The sequence below is a fragment of the Leifsonia sp. NPDC058194 genome (genome assembly GCF_042883605.1).
GTDB lineage: Bacteria > Actinomycetota > Actinomycetes > Actinomycetales > Microbacteriaceae > Leifsonia.
Window position 1 is genome coordinate 828981 of the sequence record NZ_JBHVVL010000001.1, and the last position, 18309, is coordinate 847289.

The 18309-nt window shown below is 71.5% G+C and carries 17 protein-coding genes; 5 read left to right on the plus strand and 12 right to left on the minus strand.

Going from position 1 to position 18309, the window contains the following annotated elements; genetic code table 11:
- Positions 1-8: 8 nt before the first annotated feature.
- The 9 genes from ACFVU2_RS03890 to hemE form a co-directional block, all read right to left on the minus strand.
- On the minus strand, positions 9-794 hold the full coding sequence (locus ACFVU2_RS03890; RefSeq protein ID WP_387871240.1) for a uroporphyrinogen-III synthase: 786 nt from the start codon (positions 792-794) through the stop codon (positions 9-11).
- Positions 791-1792, minus strand: a complete 1002-nt coding sequence (hemC, locus tag ACFVU2_RS03895) for a hydroxymethylbilane synthase (RefSeq protein ID WP_387871243.1) — start codon at positions 1790-1792, stop codon at positions 791-793. The genes ACFVU2_RS03890 and hemC overlap by 4 nt, the downstream gene beginning before the upstream one ends.
- Positions 1789-2970, minus strand: coding sequence for a ferrochelatase (locus ACFVU2_RS03900; RefSeq protein WP_387871245.1), 1182 nt, complete (start codon positions 2968-2970; stop codon positions 1789-1791). Before ACFVU2_RS03900 ends, hemC begins: the two co-directional genes overlap by 4 nt.
- Entirely contained in the window at positions 2967-3698 is a 732-nt protein-coding gene (gene hemQ / locus ACFVU2_RS03905; RefSeq protein ID WP_387871248.1) for a hydrogen peroxide-dependent heme synthase, read from the minus strand. The genes ACFVU2_RS03900 and hemQ overlap by 4 nt, the downstream gene beginning before the upstream one ends.
- A gap of 80 nt (positions 3699-3778) precedes the next feature.
- Entirely contained in the window at positions 3779-3994 is a 216-nt protein-coding gene (locus ACFVU2_RS03910; RefSeq protein WP_387871251.1) for a DUF3618 domain-containing protein, read from the minus strand.
- Positions 3984-4394 carry a phage holin family protein gene (locus ACFVU2_RS03915; RefSeq protein ID WP_387871254.1) on the minus strand — a complete coding sequence of 137 codons (411 nt, stop codon included), beginning with the start codon at positions 4392-4394 and terminating at the stop codon, positions 3984-3986. Before ACFVU2_RS03915 ends, ACFVU2_RS03910 begins: the two co-directional genes overlap by 11 nt.
- Before the next feature lie 28 nt (positions 4395-4422).
- Positions 4423-4728 carry a hypothetical protein gene (locus tag ACFVU2_RS03920; protein WP_387871257.1) on the minus strand — a complete coding sequence of 102 codons (306 nt, stop codon included), beginning with the start codon at positions 4726-4728 and terminating at the stop codon, positions 4423-4425.
- Positions 4729-4747: 19 nt separating this feature from the next.
- Positions 4748-6331, minus strand: a complete 1584-nt coding sequence (locus tag ACFVU2_RS03925) for a protoporphyrinogen/coproporphyrinogen oxidase (protein ID WP_387871259.1) — start codon at positions 6329-6331, stop codon at positions 4748-4750.
- Complete coding sequence (gene hemE / locus ACFVU2_RS03930) at positions 6328-7464, minus strand: uroporphyrinogen decarboxylase (protein ID WP_387871262.1); 1137 nt, start codon at positions 7462-7464, stop codon at positions 6328-6330. The genes ACFVU2_RS03925 and hemE overlap by 4 nt, the downstream gene beginning before the upstream one ends.
- A 113-nt stretch (positions 7465-7577) precedes the next feature.
- On the opposite strand from hemE, the gene ACFVU2_RS03935 reads away from it, so the two are divergent.
- The 5 genes from ACFVU2_RS03935 to ACFVU2_RS03955 all read left to right on the plus strand — a co-directional run bounded on the left by ACFVU2_RS03935 (position 7578) and on the right by ACFVU2_RS03955 (position 14803).
- Positions 7578-8873, plus strand: a complete 1296-nt coding sequence (locus ACFVU2_RS03935; RefSeq protein WP_387871263.1) for a glutamyl-tRNA reductase — start codon at positions 7578-7580, stop codon at positions 8871-8873.
- Positions 8874-8895: 22 nt separating this feature from the next.
- Positions 8896-9522 (plus strand): GNAT family N-acetyltransferase, encoded by a 627-nt coding sequence (locus tag ACFVU2_RS03940; protein WP_387871266.1) that lies wholly within the window; start codon positions 8896-8898, stop codon positions 9520-9522.
- Positions 9523-9615: 93 nt separating this feature from the next.
- A complete protein-coding gene (locus tag ACFVU2_RS03945; RefSeq protein WP_387871269.1) occupies positions 9616-11004 on the plus strand; it encodes a glycine--tRNA ligase in 1389 nt (462 codons plus the stop codon).
- A gap of 116 nt (positions 11005-11120) precedes the next feature.
- Positions 11121-13697, plus strand: coding sequence for a bifunctional lysylphosphatidylglycerol flippase/synthetase MprF (locus tag ACFVU2_RS03950; protein ID WP_387871272.1), 2577 nt, complete (start codon positions 11121-11123; stop codon positions 13695-13697).
- Positions 13698-13744: 47 nt separating this feature from the next.
- Positions 13745-14803 (plus strand): NAD-dependent epimerase/dehydratase family protein, encoded by a 1059-nt coding sequence (locus ACFVU2_RS03955; protein WP_387871275.1) that lies wholly within the window; start codon positions 13745-13747, stop codon positions 14801-14803.
- 19 nt (positions 14804-14822) lie between these two features.
- Here ACFVU2_RS03955 and ACFVU2_RS03960 read toward each other — a convergent pair whose 3' ends face one another.
- From ACFVU2_RS03960 to ACFVU2_RS03970, 3 genes are all read right to left on the minus strand, one after another.
- The gene (locus ACFVU2_RS03960; protein ID WP_387871277.1) at positions 14823-15734 is read right to left on the minus strand and encodes a serine hydrolase; all 912 of its coding nucleotides are present in this window, start codon (positions 15732-15734) and stop codon (positions 14823-14825) included.
- A gap of 125 nt (positions 15735-15859) precedes the next feature.
- Positions 15860-17833: a M13 family metallopeptidase gene (locus tag ACFVU2_RS03965; protein ID WP_387871280.1), complete on the minus strand. Its 1974-nt coding sequence runs from the start codon at positions 17831-17833 to the stop codon at positions 15860-15862.
- A 16-nt stretch (positions 17834-17849) separates the two neighbouring features.
- Positions 17850-18251, minus strand: a complete 402-nt coding sequence (locus ACFVU2_RS03970) for a hypothetical protein (protein ID WP_387871282.1) — start codon at positions 18249-18251, stop codon at positions 17850-17852.
- Positions 18252-18309 lie beyond the last annotated feature (58 nt).

Sequence of the window (18309 nt, forward strand, 5' to 3'; positions counted from 1 at the left end):
ACGTGGGGTCAGGAGGCGCGGGTGACGGCCACAGCGGCGACCGCGTCGATGAGCGAGGCGGCGGTGCGCTCCTCGGCGATGACGTCGACGCGGAGGCCGAAGGAACGGGCGTCGCGGGCGGTCTGGGGGCCGATCGCGGCGACGAGGGTCGTCTCGGGCACCGGGCCGAGCTGGAGCTGGACCTGCTCCGCGACGGAACCGCTGGTGACGAGGATGGCCTGCACGAGCCCGTCGTGCACATCCGTCACCACGTTCTCGGGGACCGAGACGCCGACGGTTCGGTAGGCGACGACGGACTCGACGTCGTGCCCGATTCGCTTCAGGCCCTCGGTGAGCAGGGGCTTCGCGATCTCGGAGCGGAGGGTGAGGATGCGCAGCGGCACGACACCCTGCGTGGCCGCCTCCCACTCCTCCAGGAGGCCGCGGGCGGAGTTGTCCTCCGACGGCACGAGGTCGACCTTGTAGCCGGCAGCCGCGAGAGCCGCGGCGGTGGTCTCGCCGACGGCGGCGACGCGGGTGGTCGGGGGGACGACCACGCGGGAGGCGCTCAGCACGTCGACCGTCGTCGCGCTGGTGACGGTCATCCAGTCGAACCCGCCCGCGGCGAGCCGCTCCAGCGCGCGCTCCAGCGCCGGCGCATCGGCCGTGGGGGCGAAGTTGATCATCGCTGCGACGACCGGGGAGGCGCCCTTCGAGCGCAGGTCCGCCGCGACGGAGTCACCCCAGGGGCCGCCGCGCGGCACGAGCACGCGCCAGCCGGCGAGGGGCTTGGGGGCAGCGGACGGCTGGGTCATCGGGTACTCCCCAGGGGGGCCAGGCCGGCGGCCCCGGCGCCGAGCAGTTCGGAGACGACGCGCTCCCCCACGTCGCGCGCGGCGGCGTCGAGGTGGCCGGCGCTGAGCGAGTCGGGAGTCGCGGCGTGGGAGGCGGTGATCCGCTCGGAGCCGTCCGGCCGGTAGACCGAGGCGGTGAGGAAGAGCAGGCCGTCGTCGACGAGGGCGGTCGCGCCGATCGGGGCGGCGCAGCCGGCCTGCAGCCCCGCGAGCACGGCACGTTCGGCGGTGACGACGGCATGGGTGGTGACGTGGTCGACGGCGTGGAGTGCGCGGGCGATCGGGCCGCGGCCCTTCTCGTCGCCGGCCCGCACCTCGAGGGCGAGAGCCCCCTGACCCGGGGCGGTCGGCATCTGCGAGAGGGCGAAATAGTCGGTGACCGCTTCGAGGCGGCCGAGGCGGCCGAGTCCGGCTGCGGCGAGGACCACCGCGTCGAGGTCGCCCTCGGCGACCCGGCCGAGGCGGGTGTCCACGTTGCCGCGGATGTCGACGATCTCGAGGTCCGGGCGCTGGGACTTCAGCTGGGCGATACGGCGCGGCGAGCCGGTGCCCACCCGTGCACCCTCGGGCAGGTTCTCGAACGTGAGGCCGTCGCGGGCGCAGAGCGTGTCGCGGGCGTCGGCGCGCTTGGGGACGGCGCCGATGACGAGGCCGGGCGCGGCCGCGGTGGGCAGGTCCTTGAGGGAGTGGACCAGGAGGTCGCACTCGTCGGCGAGCAGGGCCTCCCGCAACGCCGTGGCGAAGACGCCGGTGCCGCCCAGCTCGGAGAGCGATTCGCGCGAGGTGTCGCCGTGCGTCGTGATCGTGATCAGCTCGACGTCCAGCCCGGTCGCACGCGCGATCGCCTGGGCGACCACCGTCGTCTGGGCGACGGCCAGTGCGCTGCCGCGCGTTCCCACGCGCAGCACGCCCTCGCGACGCTCGGCCGCCCCGTCGGCACGGCGCACGGCGCCGGTCACGGCGCGAGTCCCGCAGCGGCGGGCTTGAACCCGAGGCGGACGTTCTCGCAGCAGCCCGGGCGGCAGACGTCGTACCAGGGGCCGAGCGCCGTCATCGCGGGACGCTGGCCGACCGGGACGCCGTCGCGGCGCTCCAGCACGAGATCGACGAGCCCCTTCACGTACTTCGCGTGGGTGCCGGGGGTGGGCACCCGCACGGCGACGAGCCCGTTCTCCTCGCTCGACTCCATCGCCTCGTTATCGAGATCCCAGAGGACCTCCATGTGGTCGCTCACGAAACCGAGCGGCACGATGATGACGGCCTTCACGCCCAGGGCGGGCAGCTCGGCGATGCGGTCGTTGATGTCGGGTTCGAGCCACGGCATCGACGGCGGACCGGAGCGCGACTGGTAGACCAGGTCCCACGCGATGACGCCGTCGGTCGCCGCCTGCGTCACGACCTCCGCCACGGCGAGATGCTGAGCCGCGTAGGCGCCGCCCTCGCCGAAGCCGCGCTCCGCCGGCCCGGACTTCGCGGCGTCCGTCGACGGGATGGAGTGCGTCGAGTACAGGATGCGGATCTCGGTCGCCGGGTCGATGCCCGGGATCTTCTGCTCCAGCTCCGCGACCGCGTTCCTCACGCCCTCGATGAAGGGCTCGACGAAACCGGGGTGGTCGAAGAACTGGCGGACCTTGTCGATCTGGATGGTGCCCTCGAGGCCCGTCTCCTCCAGCACGCGCGCGAAGTCCTCGCGGTACTGCCGGCAGCTGGAGTACGAGGAGTAGGCGCTCGTGGCGATGGCGATGAGCTTCGTGAAGCCCTGCTCCTGCGCCTCCTTGAGCGCGTCCTCGATGTAGGGGTCCCAGTTGCGGTTTCCCCACAGCACGGGCAGGTCGATGCCGCGGGAGGCCAGCTCGGCCTCGAGCGCCGCCTTGAGCTCGCGGTTCTGGTCGTTGATCGGGCTCACGCCGCCGAAGTGGCGGTAGTGGTGCGCGACCTCCTCGAGGCGCTCCTCCGGGATGCCGCGACCGCGGGTCACATTGCGGAGGAACGGGATGACGTCGTCCTGGCCCTCGGGGCCGCCGAAGCCGGCGAGCAGGATGGCGTCGTACGCGACCGGTTCGGTGACGTGCTCGGGACCGTCGGCAGCGGCGGGCGTCGCGCCGATCACGCGCGCGGCGGTCTCGGCGCCGCTCACTGCAGGACCTCCACGACCTCGGCCGGCTCGATGCGGCGTCCGGTGAAGAACGGCACCTCTTCGCGCACGTGCAGGCGGGCGTCGGTCTGCCGCAGGTCGCGCATCAGGTCGACCAGGTCGACCAGCTCGTCGGACTCGAGCGGGAGGATCCACTCGTAGTCGCCGAGGGCGAACGACGCGACCGTGTTGGCCAGGACCGTGCGGAACGCGGCCCCCTTGCGGCCGTGCTCGGAGAGCATGCGCCCGCGCTCCTCGTCAGGGAGCAGGTACCACTCGTAGCTGCGCACGAACGGGTAGACGCACAGCCAGCCCTTCGGCTCCTTGCCGCGCAGGAAGCCGGGCACGTGCGCCTTGTTGAACTCGGCGTCGCGGTGCACCCCCATCGCGTTCCAGGTCGGCAGGAGCGCCTTCAGCAGACGGGTGCGCCGCAGCTGGCGGAGCGCCCACTGCAGCCCTTCGGCGTCGGGGCCGTGCAGCCAGATCATGAGGTCGGCGTCGGCGCGGAGGCCGGAGACGTCGTAGAGGCCGCGGGTGGTCACACCCTGGAGCGTGATGTCCGCGATCACGCCCTCCAGCTCGGAGACGGCCTTGGGCACGTCGGTGCCGTCGAGATCGTCGGGACGGGCCGGGTCTCGACGGAGCACCGCCCAGAGGGCGAAGCCGGTCGGAGTGTCGCTGGATTCTTCGGGGGCGGTCGACTCTGCCGGTGCGGCAGCCGGGGTACTCATACCCACAGTCTCTCTCTCAATCCTGAGAAGGCCAAAACCACGCGGCCGATCCACGGGAGGGACGGCCCGCGGGAGGCGCGTCAGCGTCGAGTGAGCCGGACGATGCCCCAGACGACGCCCGCCACGGCGGCGGCCGCTCCCACCACGACGCCGGTGAAAGCGAGCGGGTTCTGCGTCGCGAGGGTCTTCACCCGTTCAGTGGCACGCTTGGGGGCGTTCAGCTTGTACTGGATGGCGTCGAGGGTCGCGGCCAGCTCGGCGCGGGCGGCGTCGACGTCGCTGCGGTCAGTGGTCATACTTGCCCAGTCCCTTCAGAGCGTCGGCGTCTTCCTTGATGCTGTCGATCGTCTTCTGCGGCGCGACGCCCTGGATCTTCTTCAGCGAGCCGACACCCAGCAGCACCAGCAGCGCCGCCAGGATCAGGAGGGCACCGAAGACGATCAGCGCGGCCGCCCATCCCGGCAGCACGACGGCGAGACCCAGGATGGCCGCGGCCACCAGCACGCCCAGCGCGAAGAACAGGAAGGCGGCGGCGACGGCGAACAGGCCTATGCCCACCCCGGCATACTTCGCCTTGGCCGCGAACTCCGCCTTCAGATGAGCGAGCTCCGCCTTGATCAGGTCGATCAGCAGACGGGGCAGGTCCGAGATCAGCTCGACGAGGGATTTCGTGCGGGCACTGTCACGATCGGTCATTCCGCTCACTCCTCTCGGACGGGCGCGCTCACGCGTCCCGTTCGGCTCGCAGTGCGGCTTCGGCGGCCGGGGACGGATACGTCTCGCGCGACTCGCGGCGGCGCTCGTTGGCCCGGACGACGAACTTCTTGACGGTCACGAACACCGTCTCGGGGAACTCGCCGACCTTCTCGGCGACGAAGTCCTCGACCGCGTGCACCTGCTTCTGCACGCCCGGCGACTCCCAGACCTTCGTCGCGGCCGACTTCATCTGGTCGTAGCGCTTGCGGCCGGCGCGCGTGCCGAGCACGTAGCCCACGGCCGCACCCGTGACGAAGAGAAGCTTTCCGCGCATGTGGTCCCCTTTGCTCGGCCTACAGGTTGTCGGTCAGTGCCTTCCAGCGTAGACCCCGTGCGTTCTCGGCGACCCGGCGTGCATCCGGGACGACCGAGGCGAGGCCCGTACCGGTCAACCAGGAACCGGTGACCTCGAGGCCCTCGACGGCATCGGCTCCCTCGCGGACCCGCTGGATGCGGTCCCGCTGCCCCACTGTCGCATAGGGAAGGGCGTTCGTCCAGGGGGTGCGGGCGAATGCGACGAGATCGGATGCCCGGAGCGGAATATTCAGCAATCGGCCGGCATCCTTCAGCGCGAGCTCGCGCAGTTCGGCATCGCCGAGCGCGCGCGATTCGGCGGGCCGACCGGCGCGGCCGTAGGACAGCCGTACGACATGGCGTCCCTCCCCCGCCGCCTCGGCCACCCACGCCCACTTGGCGCTCGAGTGGGTCATCGCCTTCGCGGTGACGTCGGCGTCGGCGGTGTCGGCGACGAGCACTCCTGTCCCCTGCGGGGCCGCGGCCAGGCGGTCGTCGGCGAGCACGAGGGTGACGAGCTCGACGCTGGACCCGGCGGGCCATTCCAGTGTCGCCAGCTCCGCGAGGGCGGGGTCCGCGGTCGCGAGGAGCTCGAGCGCCGGGTCGGCGGGCGCGGCGACCACGACGACATCGGCGGGGATCTCCTCCCCGCCGGCGAGACGGACCGTCCAGCGGGCGGGCGACTCCATCTCGTCTCGTGCGGTGGATTCGAGGGCGCCGGGTTCGAGGGCGCCGGGTTCGAGGGCGGCGTCGACGGCATCCGCCGCGAGCTCCTCCTCGGAGCGCATCGGGTACGGGTCGATACCGGCCACGGGCGCGTCGACGCGGACGACGCCGCCGCGCTTCTCGATGTCGGCGGCGAGCGCCGCCGGCAGACGCCACATCCCGCCGCGGATCCCGCCGACGGCGCTGCCTGCCTTCGCCGTCGCGCGCAGCTCGCCGACGGCGCCGGAGAGGGAGCCGAGACGGGTGAGGGCGGCGTTCAGGCCGGGGGCCACGACATCCACGTCGAGATCGTCGGGGCTCGCGGAGTACACGCCCGTCACGACGGGGGCGACGAGCAGTTCGAGCACCTTGTCGCCCATCCGCGAACGCACGAGGTGCCCCAAGCGCTTCTCCTGGCCGATCTTGAGCACCGGCTTGAGACGGTCGAGGTACGCGCGGAAGGCGCCGCGCCTGCCGATCGCCGCGACGACGTCGCTCGCCAGCGGAGAGCTCGGGATGCCGAGCAGGCCGGCCTTCGGCAGCGGGACGGAGCGGCTCCCGTGGCGCACCCAGGCGCCCGCCGCGGCCGGCTGCACGATGTCGTCCGACAGCCCGAGCGATTCCAGCAGCTCGGCGACGTGGCCGCCGCGCGTCGCGAAGCTCTCGGCGCCGGCGTCGAGGGTCAGGCCGTCGAGCTCCAGGGGGGCGACCGATCCGCCGACGCGGCCGGAGGCCTCCAGCAGCGTGACCGCGAAGCCGGGTCGCGCGCACTCGCGGGCGACGACGAGGCCGGCGACCCCGCCGCCGACGACGACGATACGGGTCGGCGGCGCCTCGACGGCGTGCCGGATCTCGTCGGCGAGCGCGTCGCCGCTCATTCGGGGCGCCAGCTGTGCACGTACTCGACCAGGCGCGTCAGCACGGTCGGATCGGTCTCGGGCGGGACGCCGTGGCCGAGGTTGAGGACGTGCGACGGGGCGTCGCGCCCGCGCTCGAGCACATCGGCGACGTGCGCCTGGAGCACCTCCCACGGCGCGTCCAGCATCGCCGGGTCCACGTTGCCCTGCAGCGGCACCACGTGCCCGAGGCGACGGCTGGCCTCGTCGAGCGGGATGCGGTAGTCCACGCCGACCGTGTCGGCCCCGACGTCGTGCATCGCCTTGAGGAGCTCGCCGGTGCCGACGCCGAAGTGGACGATCGGGACGTTGCGGGGCTCGGGCTCCCCCGCGGCATCCGCATCGCCGCTCGGGACGTCGTACGTCAGGTCGCGCACGTGCGACAGGGCGCGCGCCGACGCCGGGGCGACGTGCTGCACGTAGTCGTGCAGCGACAGAGAACCGGCCCAGGAGTCGAACAGCTGGGCGGCGCTCGTGCCGGCGAGGACCTGCGCGCGCAGGAACGCGCCGGTGATGTCGGCCGTCCAGGCCATGAGGCGGGCCCAGGCGTCCGGATCGGCATGCATCAGGGTGCGGGCCCGGATGTGGTCCTTGGACGGGCCGCCCTCGACCAGATAGGCGGCGAGGGTGAAGGGCGCGCCGGCGAAACCGATCAAGGGGGTTTCACCGAGCTCGGCGATGGTGAGGCGCACGGCCTCGGCGATCGGGGCGAACGCGTCGAGCCCGAGGGCGACCGGGTCGACCGCGGTCAGCCGGTCGACGTCGTCCGCCGTCCGCACCGCCTGCGCGAAGACGGGCCCCTTACCGGGCTGGATCTCGACCTGCACGCCCGCGAGCTTGAGAGGGACGACGATGTCGCTGAAGAAGATGCCGGCATCCACGCCGTGACGGCGCACCGGCTGCAGCGTGATCTCGCTCGCCATCGCCGGGTCGAGGCAGGCGTCGAGCATGTCGGTGCCGACGCGCAGTTCCCGGTACTCCGGCAGCGAGCGCCCGGCCTGACGCATGAACCAGACGGGCGTGGTCTCGGGACGATCGGCCTGATAGGCGCGGACCAGCCGGCTGGAGGCGGTGAGGCCGGAGGCGAGGGGGTGGGCGGGGGCGAGTGCGGTCACCCCCTGATTCTGCCAGGGTGCAATCTGCCAATCCCCCGGGAATCCGCGCGACGGCTCGGACGGAGGGCTTCTCGGATTCGAGGTTCGCGCCGAGCGAGCGTAGGCTTCCGTCCGTGCTTCTCTGCTTCTCGTCGAGCCACCGGACGGCGGATTTCGACCTCCTCGAACGGCTCGAGCGATCCGCTCCAGCCGTCACCGCGGCGCTCGCGGAGCACAGCGAGCTCGTCGCCGGATCGGTGGTCGTCGCGACCTGCAACCGCTTCGAGGCCTACCTCGACATCGACGACCCGCTGCCGTCGGCCCGCGCGGTGTCGTCCGAGACCGTGATCGACGCCGTCAGCGCCGCCAGCGGCATCCCCGCCGACGAGCTGCGCCGGGCGAGCGCCGTCTACTGCGACCACTCCGTCGCAGAGCACCTCTTCGCCGTCTCCAGCGGACTCGAGTCCGTCGTCGTCGGCGAGGGCGAGATCGCCGGCCAGGTGCGGCGCTCGCTCGAGTCCGCCCGCGCCGCCGGCACCGTGACCAGCGACCTCGAGCGGCTGTTCCAGGTCGCCTCCCGCACCTCCCGGGGCGTGAAGAACCGCACCGGCATCATGACCGCCGGCCGATCCATGGTCCGCCTCGCGCTCGACCTGGCCGAGAGCCGGGTCAGCGACTGGGCCGGGACCCGCGTGATGCTCGTCGGCACCGGCAAGTACGCCGGCGCCAGCCTCGCCGCGCTCCGCGACAAGGGCGCCGAGGACGTGCGGGTGTACTCCGCCTCGGGCCGTGCCGCGAAGTTCGCGCTGTCCCACGACGTGCGGCCGGTGGTCGAAGGCGGCCTGCTGGAGGCGCTCGCCCGCGCCGACCTCGTCGTCACCTGCACGACGGTGACCGACTACGTGCTCACGCGCGAGCTGCTCGCCGAGGCCCTCGCGCAGCCGGGAGCCGCCGAGCGTCGCCTCGTCGTCGACCTGGGTCTGCCCCGCAACGTCGACCCCGCCGTCGCCGAGCTGGACGGCGTCGAGCTGCTCGATCTGGAGACCATCAGCATCCACGCGCCGCTCGAGGAGCTCTCGGCCGCCGACGACGCCCGCAGCATCGTCGGCGAGGCCGCCGCCGAGTTCGCCGCGCAGACGGCCGAGCAGGCCGTCACGCCGGCCCTCGTCGCCCTGCGCAAGCACGTCTTCGACGTGCTCGACGCCGAGATCGAGCGCGCCCGCTCCCGCGGCGCCGACGAGCAGACCGAGATGGCCCTGCGCCACCTCGCCGGCGTGCTGCTGCACACCCCGTCGGTGCGCGCGAGGGAGCTGGCCCGCGGAGGCGACGCCGAGGCGTTCGTCGCCGGTGCCGCCGCGCTCTTCGGGCTCGAGATCGACACAGAACCCGCACGACCGCGCCTCAGCGCGATCGACGACCAGACCGCCTGACCCACCCCGAACCGGAGGATCCGTGAGCAACGACGCCGCAGCCCCCACCGAGACCCTCGAGCCGCACGGCGCGACCGGCCTCCCCTACGCCGCGCAGGAGCTGCGCACCGAACGACTCGTGCTGCGTCCGCTGAACACCGGCGACCTGGACGACGTGCACGCCTACCAGAAGCTCAAGGACGTCGTGCGCTACCTCTACTGGGAGGTGCACGACCACGAGGAGTCGGCGAAGCACCTGCGCAAGCGCATCGCGATGAACCGCCTGGAGAAGGACGGCGAGGGCATCGTCTACGCCGTCGAGCTGCCGGACCCGGCGGGAGGCCACGGCCGCGTCATCGGCGACATGAGCGTCTTCCTGAAATCGGCGGCGTGGGGCAAGTTCGAGATCGGCTGGGTGTTCCATCCCGCCTTCCATGGCAACGGCTTCGCGAGCGAGGCGGCCGAGGCGATCCTGGGCCTGTGCTTCGACACCCTCGGCGCGCACCGCGTCTTCGCCCAGCTCGACGCCCGCAACGAGGCGTCCGCCCGGCTCTGCGAGCGCATCGGGATGCAGCAGGAGGCACTGCTGCGCGAGACCCAGATCTTCAAGGGCGAGTGGTCCGACACGGCCGTCTACGCCCTGCTCGAGCAGGAGTGGCGCTCGCGCTGAGCCGGCCGCCCGGCGCGGGCACCGGCGCATCCTCGTTAGGATGGTTGCGGAGTTCTCCACCCACCCGCACCGACCCCACGAGCAGGGAGCACCATGGCCGCCACGTCGAAGCTGGATTCCGTCATCACGCTGGCACAGCACCGCGGATTCGTCTTCCCGTCCGGTGAGATCTACGGCGGCACCCGGTCGGCGTGGGACTACGGCCCCCTCGGCGTGGAGCTGAAGGAGAACATCAAGCGCGAGTGGTGGAACCGCTTCGTGCGCGGCCGCGGCGACATGGTCGGCCTCGACTCGGCGATCATCCTGCCGACCGCCGTGTGGGAGGCCTCCGGCCACGTCAAGGTGTTCAGCGACCCGCTCACCGAGTCGCTCATCACCCACAAGCGCTACCGCGCCGACCACCTCTTCGAGGCGTACGAGGCGCAGCACGGCCACCCGCCGGTGAACGGACTGGACGACATCGCCGACCCGGACCACCCGGACAAGGTGGGCCAGTGGACGCCGATCCGCCAGTTCTCCGGCCTGATGAAGACCTACCTCGGCGTCGTCGACGACGAGTCCGGCCTGCACTACATGCGGCCCGAGACGGCTCAGGGCATCTTCACCGACTTCGCCTCGGTGCTGCAGACCGCGCGCAAGAAGCCGCCGTTCGGCATCGGCCAGATCGGCAAGGCGTTCCGCAACGAGATCACGCCCGGCAACTTCATCTTCCGCACCCGCGAGTTCGAGCAGATGGAGATCGAGTTCTTCGTCGAGCCCGGTACGGACGAGGACTGGTTCCAGACCTGGATCGACCTCTGCTGGGACTGGTTCGTCGACCTCGGCATCGACCCGGCGAACATCCGCCGCCTCGAGCACCCGAAGGACAAGCTCGCGCACTACTCGAAGCGCACCATCGACATCGAGTACAAGTTCGAGTTCGCCGGCAGCGAGTGGGGCGAGCTCATGGGTGTCGCCAACCGCACCGACTACGACCTCAAGACGCACATCGAGAACTCCGGCAAGGACCTCAGCTACTTCGACCAGAACAAGAACGAGCGCTACGTGCCGTTCGTGATCGAGCCGTCGTTCGGCCTGACCCGCGCCCTCATGGCGTTCCTGGTCGACGCGTACGACGAGGAGGAGGTGCCGAACGCCAAGGGCGGCACCGACAAGCGCACGGTGCTGCACCTCGACCCGCGCCTCGCGCCGGTCAAGGTCGCCGTGCTGCCGCTGTCGCGCAACGAGGCCCTGTCGCCGCTGGCCCGCTCGCTGGCGGACCGGCTCCGCCAGCGCCGCAACGTCGACTTCGACGACTCCGGCGCGATCGGCCGCCGCTACCGCCGCCAGGACGAGATCGGCACGCCGCTCGCGGTGACCGTCGACTTCGACTCGCTCGAGGACGACGCCGTGACCGTGCGCGACCGCGACACGATGAAGCAGGAGCGCATCCCGCTCGAGGGCCTCGAGCGCTACCTCGCGGAGCGGCTCCGCGAGATCTGAGACGCCCTGCGGCGACACGCGACGGCGCCGTCGACGATAGGCCGGCGGCCCGCCTCGGGCCATACTCGTCATCAAGGATCCGCTGAGGGTCCGCCCGCCGACGACCGGAACCGAGCATGAGCAGCGCACCTCCCGCGAGCGACCGACGCGCGGACGCCGAACCGGCGCCCGTGCCGCCGGGCCGCGACCGCAGGCCTCCTGCGGCGTTCTGGGTGGCGCTCGGCCGCTTCTCGCGCGTGGCGCCGGCGAGCATCGTGCTCGCGCTCCTGACGACCGTCACGTCCGTCGTGACCGGGACGATGTGGAGCCCCGCCGCCGAGAGCGGCACGGCCCTGGTCTGGGCGGCCGGTGTGACGACGACGATCCAGGGCGGCTTCTGGTGGACGCCGCTCACGGCGCTCTTCGTGCCGGAGAACACGGTGCAGCTCGTGGTGGCGGTCGTGCTGGCCCTCACCCTGATGGCCGTCGCGGAGCGGCTCCTGGGCACGCTCCGCGCCTCCCTCGCGTTCCTCGTCACCGGGGTACTCGGCATCACCATCGGCGTCGTCGGGCAGTGGGCGGCGGCCAGCATCGGCGAGCTGTGGGCGTCGGCCACCGAGTACGACTTCACCCTCGACCCCACGATCGGCATCGTCGGCGCCCTCGTCACCGCGAGCGCCTTCGCCTCGGCTCTGTGGCGCCGGCGCATCCGCCTGCTGACCTTCGCGACCGTGCTCGCCTTCGTGCTCTACAACGGCGACCAGAACAACGTGTACCGGCTCTTCGCGGCACTGCTCGGTCTGGCGCTCGGCGCGATCCTGCGCGGCGGGCGCATCCAACGCATCCGGCGCAGCTCCCACGGGGAGACGCGCAACCTGGTGGCGGCGATCGTCGCGATCACCGCGCTCGGGCCGCTCGTGGCGCTGCTGCCGCCCGGCGGCCTCGGGCCGTTCTCGTTCATCGCCACACTGTTCCAGCACCAGCAGCTCGACGCGGCGACCGTGCTGAACCAGTGCGACCAGGTGTACACCTCGAACTGCCACCTCGAACTGGCGGTGGTGTCGGTGCAGGGGCTCGGCCCGCTGCTGCTGACGCTCCTCCCCCTGGTGCTGCTGCTGGTCACCGCGATCGGCCTGCGGCGCGGGCGGCATTTCGCGCTCATCCTGGGCATCGTCGTCAACGCGGGGATGCTCGTGCTGCCGTTCACGGCCCTGCCGGACGGCGACCTCCGCATCGATGTCGACGGCATCGACGCCCTCGCACCGGCGATCGAGGCGCTGGCGTGGCTGCTCGCTGTCGTCGTGGTGCCCCTCGCCTCGATCGTGCTGCTGGTGCTCACCCGACGGCAGTTTCAGATCCGTGCCCCGCGCGACGCCGTCGTGCGGTTCACCCTTCTGACGGTCTCGTCCTTCGTGCTTCTCGCCGTGGCCTACCTCATCGCCGGACTCGCCTCCCTGGTCGAGTTCGTCCCGGACGCGACGATCGGCGACGTCTTCGCCTCGACCGTGCGGCGGTTCGTGCCGTCGGGCTTCGAGTCGGTGCTCGGGCAGGTCATCGTGCCCACCTCCCCCCTCGTCATCGTGCTGTACCAGTGGGTCGGACCGGTCTTCTGGCTGATCTTCGTGCTGGCCACCCTGCGGCTCTACCGTGCGACGTCGACCGGCCGCACCATCGGGGACGAACTGCACTTCCGCGAACTGCTCCGTGCGGGCGGCGGTGGAACACTGGGCTTCATGGGCACCTGGCCCGGCAACGTCTACTGGTTCAGCGAGGAGAACGACGCCGCGGTCGCCTACCGGGTCATCAACGGCATCGCCATCACGCTCTCGGACCCGGTCTGCCACCCCGACCGCGCCGAGCGCACGATCATCGAGTTCATCGGCTTCTGCGACGCGAACGGCTGGACGCCCGTGTTCTACAGCGTCCACGGCCAGTACCTCCCGGTCTTCGACTCCCTCGGCTGGCAGTCCGTGTCCGTCGGCGAGGAGACGCTGATGCACCCCCAGACCTTCGACATGCAGGGCAAGCCGTGGCAGAAGGTGCGTCAGGCCCACAACCGCGGGCTCAAGGAGGGCATCACGACGGTCTGGTCCACGTGGGAGGACCTGCCGCCGCTGCACCAGACCCAGATCGCCGCGATCAGCGAGCAGTGGGTGGCCGAGAAGGAGCTGCCCGAGATGGGCTTCACGCTCGGCGGGATGGCCGAGCTCAAGGATCCGGACGTCAAGCTGTACCTCGCGTTCGACCCCTCCGGCGGCCTGCAGGCGGTCACGAGCTGGATGCCGAGCTGGCGGGACGGTCATGTGGTCGCCTACACGATCGACTTCATGCGCCGGGCCGACGGCAGCATCCCCGGGATCATGGAGTTCACCATCGCCTCCGCCGCGCTCCGCATGCGCGAGGACGGCGTCGAGGTGCTCAGCCTCTCGGGCGCACCCCTCGCCAGCAAGCCGCTCGCGCCCGGAGAAGAGCCCGGCGAGCCCGACACGATGGATCGCCTCCTCGGCTTCCTCGCGCGCACGCTGGAGCCCGCGTACGGCTTCGCCTCGCTCTTCACATTCAAGAGCAAGTTCAATCCGACCTACGAGACCATCTACATGGCCTATGCCGACCCTCTGGCCCTCCCGGCCATCGGCAACGCCCTCGGCAAGGCGTACCTGCCCGACGCGAACGCGCGCGAATACGTCGCGCTGGCCCGCACGCTGCTTCGCTGACGGCAGACGCCGCTCCTGCGCCGCTCGGCCCGGCGTACGGTGGTGCCATGTCGGACACCACGCGCACGGCCATGCTCATCGGTGGCACCGGTCAGATCGGCTCGGCCGTGGCCAGGAGGCTCGTCGCCGACGGCTGGTCGGTGCTCGTCGCCCACCGGGGTGAGCACCACGGCGACACCGAGCTCGCCGAACACGACGTCACGAGCATCCGGCTCGACCGCGACGACACGGACGCGCTGATCGAGCGGGCACGCGGCCACGACCTCGTGCTCGACACCGTCGCGTACGAGCCACGTCACGGCGAGCAGCTCGCGCGCCTCGCCGGGGAGGTCGGCTCGCTCGTCGTGATCTCGACCGGCTCGGTCTACACCGGGCGCGAGGGCGGCTACCTCGACATCGTCACCGGGCCGGACGACTTCCCCGACTACCCGGTCCCGCTGCGCGAGACGGACCCCACGATCGACAACGCCGAGCGCACGTATTCTCCGCTCAAGGCGGCGCTGGAGCGCACGCTGCTCGCCGTCGACGACCTGCCGGTCAGCATCCTGCGCCCCGGCGCGGTGTACGGACCCTTCAGCCCGGCGCTCCGGGAGTGGTACTTCATCAAGCGGGCGCTCGACGGCCGCGACCGCGTCGTGCTCTCCGACGACGGGGCCAACCGGTTCAGCACCTCCTCGACCGTCAACATCGCCGAGCTCGTGGCCCTGTGCGCCGATCGGCCGGGCACGCGCGTGCTCAACGCCGTGGACACCGACGACCTCAGCGTGGCCGACATCGCCGGCGCCGTGTACCGCGCACTCGACCGCGACCTGGAGGTCGTCGGCTTTCCCGGTCCCCCGGTCGACGGCGTCGGGAGCACGCCCTGGACCGTCGCACGCCCGCTGCTCCTCAGCATGGCGGGAGCGACGGTCGAGCTCGGCTACCGCCAGCAGGTCCACTACGAGGAGGCGGTCGCGGCCGCCGTCGACTGGGCGGTGCGGGAGGTCACGGCGGCCGAGCGGCGCCAGGAGGACTGGACGGCGGCCTTCCCCGGGCTCGCTAAGCGGGCGGAGGCCGACCGCTGGTTCGACTACGCGGCCGAGGACGCGTTCGTGGCGGCCCGCTGAGCGGGCACGGCGCACGCGCTCAGAACACGTACTCCAGCAGATCGATGCCGACGGTGCGCATGCCCTCGATCACCGCGAGGCGGTCGGGGAGCTCGGTGTCGTCGAAGTACGTCGAGACCGCGTAGGTCACGCCGGCGTTCGGGCCGCGCAGCACACCCACCTCGCTGCGCACCCCGGCGTCGATGCCCGTCTTGTTGACGAGCAGGATGCCGTGCTCGGCCGTGCGGTGCGAGTGCGGGTCGAGACCGAACGCACTGGAGACGAGCGAGAAGTCGCTGTTCAGGGAAAGCCAGGAGATCACGCGCTGACTGGTCGCGGCGTCCACGATCTCCCCGCGCGCCAGCGACGAGAACAACCAGGTGAGCTCGTTCGCGCTGCCGACCGACAGCTGCGGGGCGTCGTCCGGGCCCCGGTGGTCGCGCACCAGGTCGAGCAGGCCGGTACGGGTGAGTCCGAGGGCCTCCGTGCGCGCGCTGACCGCTTCCAGCCCCACGCGGCGCAGCAGGACGTTAGTGGCGAGGTTGTCGCTCGACGCGCCCACGAGCGCGGCGAGATCGGCCACCGGGAGCGCCGGCACCTGGAGGTGCTGCCAGATGCCCGAGTCGCCCGCGGCGTCCTGCGGCAGGCGGTCGAGCTGGGCGAGCGGGCTGAGCTGGCCGGACTCCAGACGTGCGGCGACCTCCACCAGCAGGAGCACCTTGCCGATGCTCGCGGTCGGCATGACGACGTGATCGTCGACCGAGAAGAGCACGGCGCCCGTGCTCAGATCCGTCGCGCGGGCCGAGACCTGAACGCCCTGCAGGGCGAGCTGACCGAGGCTGTTGAAGCTGCGCGAGAACGGGTCGTCGGACGTCGCCGGTCCGCGGTGACGCGCACGCCGGGCGGTGGCGTGGCGCCGGCGGCGCTCGGACTCCTGGGTCTGCATCGTCACGTGGTTCGGGTTTCTCCTGCGAGCGTTCGTCGGGTTCGCGCGGTCCCCCCGAACCCGCGGCTGGGGTCGATGCTACCCCGATCAGGGGACACGTGCGTCGCCGGCCGGCGACGCACGCGCCCACCTCACCAGATGGTGACGCGCGACTCGGGGTCGAGCCAGAGGGCGTCGCCCGCCACGACGCCGAACGTGTCGTAGAACGCGTCGATGTTGCGGACGATCTGGTTGCAGCGGAACTCGTTCGGCGAGTGCGGGTCGATCGCGAGGAGGCGGATCACCTCGGCGTCGCGTCCCTTCTGCTGCCAGGCCTGCGCCCACGAGAGGAAGAACCGCTCCGCGCCGGTCAGACCGTCGACGACCGGCGGCTCCTGGCCGTCGAGGGAGAGCAGGTACGCCTTCCACGCGATGCCGAGACCGCCCAGGTCGCCGATGTTCTCGCCGATCGTGAGCGCGCCGTTGACGTGGTGCTCGGGCACCTGGGCCGGGGCGAGCGCGTTGTACTGCTCGATCAGGCTGCTCGTGCGCTTCTCGAACGCGGCACGGTCGGCGGCCGTCCACCAGTCCTCGAGCCGGCCGTCGCCGTCGAACTTGGACCCCTGGTCGTCGAAGCCGTGTCCGATCTCGTGGCCGATCACCGCGCCGATGGCGCCGTAGTTGGCCGCCGCATCCCGCGTCTCGTCGAAGAACGGGTACTGCAGGATGGCCGCGGGGAAGACGATCTCGTTGAAACCGGGGTTGTAGTACGCGTTGATCGTCTGCGGGGTCATGAACCACTCGTCGCGATCCAGGGGCTTGCCGATCTTGCCGAGCTCGCGATCGAACTCGAAGAGGGCGGCGGCGCGCACGTTGCCGACGAGGTCGGTCGGGTCGATCTGCAGGGCGGAGTAGTCGCGCCACTTCACCGGGTAGCCGATCTTGGGCGTGAACTTGTCCAGCTTGTCGAGGGCGCGGTCGCGGGTGTCCTCGCCCATCCACTCCAGCGTGCGGATGCTCTGGCGGTAGGCCTCGATCAGGTTCGCGACCAGCGCGTCCATCGCCTCCTTCGCCGCGGGCGGGAAGTGCTTCTCGACGTAGATGCGACCGACGGCCTCGCCCATCGAGCCCTCTACCAGCGAGACGCCGCGCTTCCAGCGGGCGCGCATCTGCGGCGTGCCGGTGAGCGTGCGGCCGTAGAAGTCGAAGTTCGCGTCGACGAAGTCGCCCGGCAGGTAGGGGGCGGCGCCGTGGATGATCTGCCAGGCGAGCCAGTCCTTCCACGACTCGAGACGGGAGTCGGTGAGCAGGCCGGCCAGGCCGGAGGTGAACGACGGCTGGCGCAGCACGACCTCGGCGAGCGCACCCTCCGGGGCGCCCAGAGCGGTGGCCCACAGGTCGAGGCTCGCCGCCGGGTCGCCGCCGCCACCGGCGAACAGCGCGTCGGCGTCGGCCCAGCTGAAGAGGTTGTAGGTCTTCTCGGAGTCGCGCGAGGTCACGTTGTCCCAGTGCTGCGCCGCGATCTCGGTCTCGAGGTCGAAGACGCGCTGGGCGCGCTCCGGGGCGTCCTCGAGCCCGGCGAGCTCGAACAGGCGCTGGATGTGCGCGAGGAAGGCCTCGCGGATCGGCGCGAAGCGCTCCTCGCGGAAGTACGACTCGTCGGGCAGCGAGATGCCGCCCTGCTCGGCGAACACCAGGTAGCGCTCCGGGTCGCCCGGGTCGTTGTCGACGAACAGCTGGTAGAAGCCGCCGACACCGTGGCGCTCCAGCCGCCCGAGGGTCTGCAGCAGCTCGGAGACCGAGCTCACGTCGCTCGCGAGCGCGAGCTGCGCGTCGATGGGAGCGGTGCCCAGCGACTCGACGCGGTCCTCGTCCATGAAGCTGGCGAACAGGTCACCGAACTTGCGCTCCTCGGTGCCCTCCGGGGCGGTCTGGGCGGTCTCGATGATCGCGCGCACCGCCGCTTCGGACTGCTCGGCGAGGACCATGAACGAGCCCCAGCGGGCCTTGTCGTCGGGGATCTCGGTGCGGTCGATCCACTTGCCGTTCACGTGGCGGAAGAGGTCGTCCTGCGGGCGGATCGTGGGGTCGAGTTCGTCGGAGGCGATACCGGAGGCGAGCGTCATGCCCCCAGCCTACGGCTCAGGCCGGGACGCGGGCCAGGGCGCGCAACCGCGTCGCCGAGGTGAGGAACAGCGCGGCGAGCGCGGCCTGCCCGAGGATGGACACCCAGCCCGAGACGCTGCCGAAACCGGCGAACGAGAAGAACGCGTTCGCGATCGCCGACACCGCGTAGACCGCACCGAGCACGCCCGACAACAGTGGCCGGTTCGTCATCCGCCACCAGGGCCGCGCGGCCTCCGGCGGCTCCCCCGGGCCGCGGAACACGCGCGTGGCGAGGTACCAGCCGAGCACCTGCAGCACGGTGAGGGCGATGGATCCCGCCTCCGAGTGCAACGCGTCGAACAGCAGCACGAGCAGGATGTCCACCGCGACCAGGACGGCGATGACGATCGCCTTCTGCGTGGGCGTGGTGAAACGCATGGGTCCCCCTGGATGGTGCGATGGTGCCTGGTGCGATGAAGCCTGGTGCTCCGTCCAG